This window comes from Nocardioides sp., assembly GCF_035429765.1.
Taxonomy (GTDB): Bacteria; Actinomycetota; Actinomycetes; order Propionibacteriales; family Nocardioidaceae; genus Nocardioides.
In genome coordinates this window covers 10,149-11,505 of record NZ_DAOMFK010000099.1, presented here as the reverse complement: position 1 = coordinate 11,505, position 1,357 = coordinate 10,149, and the positions used below count along the sequence as shown (strand labels likewise).

Sequence of the window (1,357 nt, the reverse complement as noted above, 5' to 3'; positions counted from 1 at the left end):
CCCCGGCAGGAGGAGACGTCGGCCAGGGTGGGGCTGCGGGGCCGGCACCGCGGCCCACCGAGGCGTCCGCGGGGCGCCAGGTCCCGTCGAACCAGGCGCGGGCGGGGTAGAGCCAGAGCATCACCGAGCAGATCGCCACCAGCGAGGAGAAGAACCCGCCGGTGACCATGCCCGCCAGGAACAGCGGGAGGGCGAGCACGGTCAGCGCGAGGCGGGCGGCCCGGTTCCGGCGCAGCACCTGGTAGCCCAGGATCGCCGCTGCGGTCGCGCAGGCGGCCGCCAGCATCGCCGCCACCCGGACCACCTGCTGGACCGCGCCGACCTCCAGCCCCAGCCCGGACAGGGGATCCTCGGCGAGCATCTGCTCGATCGCCTCACGCACCTCCATGCTGTGCAGGCCCGCGATCGTCTCGTAGCCGCTGACGACGACCAGCACCGAGCCGACCATGATCGACCAGGCGGCGAGGGTCACCTGGCGCGGTCGGCGGGTAGCGGTCACCGGGACATTGGACCACGCGGCACCCAACCGGGCCCCCGGTTCCCGCTAGACCCCTTCCACCGCCGGGGCCACGACGTCCACCAGGACCAGCTCCGGCACCCGTTCCGACGGCACGCCGATGGCGTGCGCGGGGAGCCCGCTGTCGGTGACCACGACGGAGGCGTCGGACAGCTCGGCCATCGAGCTGAGGCCGACGATCCCCCACTTGGACGAGTCGGTGAGGACGACCAGCCGCCGGCCGCTGCGGATCATCGCCCGGTTGGTCTCCGCCTCGAGGAGGTTCGGAGTGCTGAAGCCCGCCCGCTGGTCCATCCCGTGCACCCCCATGAACACCGAGTCGACGTGCAGCGGCGTCAGGGCGGTGATGGCGACCGGCCCGACCAGGGCGTCCGACGGGGTGTGCCACCCCCCGGTGCGTGTTCCGCCAGTACTGGCAGCTGACGATGCCACTGGTGCGCCCGGCCCTCGCCGCGCTCGCCGTGCTCGAGGTGACCTGGATCTACAACGAGTTCTTCTGGGCCACCGTCTTGATCTCCCGCGGCGACAAGTACCCGATCACCAGCGCGCTGAACAACCTACGTGGCCAGTTCTTCACCGACACCAACCTGGTGGCGGCGGGGTCGGTGATGGTGGCGCTCCCCGTCCTGATCGTCTTCTTCGTGCTCCAGAAGCAGTTCGTCTCCGGCCTCACGCTGGGCGCGACGAAGGGCTGAGTTTCCCCCGGGCCACCCCACCCTTGCTCGCGTGCCTCTTCCCGTCTGCCGCGGCTCTGTTGTCGTTCCCAGGGCCCGATCCGGGCGTCTTGGCGACAACAACCCCGCGGAAGACGGGGCGTGCGGGACCGCGGAAGACGGGGCG

At 71.6% G+C, this 1,357-nt stretch carries 3 protein-coding genes; 1 reads left to right on the top strand and 2 read right to left on the bottom strand.

Annotation, left to right across the window (positions count from 1 at the left end; translation table 11 throughout):
- Together PLP61_RS10410 and PLP61_RS10405 are read right to left on the bottom strand one after the other, a co-directional pair.
- A partial coding sequence (locus tag PLP61_RS10410; protein WP_324502644.1) for a hypothetical protein occupies window positions 1–499 on the bottom strand: 499 nt, incomplete at its 3' end.
- A 45-nt stretch (window positions 500–544) separates the two neighbouring features.
- On the bottom strand, window positions 545–949 hold the full coding sequence (locus PLP61_RS10405; RefSeq protein WP_324502643.1) for a DeoR/GlpR family DNA-binding transcription regulator: 405 nt from the start codon (window positions 947–949) through the stop codon (window positions 545–547).
- Between PLP61_RS10405 and PLP61_RS10400 the strand changes: the two genes are divergently transcribed.
- Window positions 943–1,212, top strand: a complete 270-nt coding sequence (locus PLP61_RS10400; protein ID WP_324502642.1) for an ABC transporter permease family protein — start codon at window positions 943–945, stop codon at window positions 1,210–1,212. The genes PLP61_RS10405 and PLP61_RS10400 overlap by 7 nt on opposite strands.
- Window positions 1,213–1,357 lie beyond the last annotated feature (145 nt).

Excerpts from the sequence above, each read along its gene's own strand:
- PLP61_RS10400 (WP_324502642.1), top strand. The coding sequence starts at position 943 with ATGCCACTGGTGCGCCCGGCCCTCGCCGCGCTCGCCGTGCTCGAGGTG.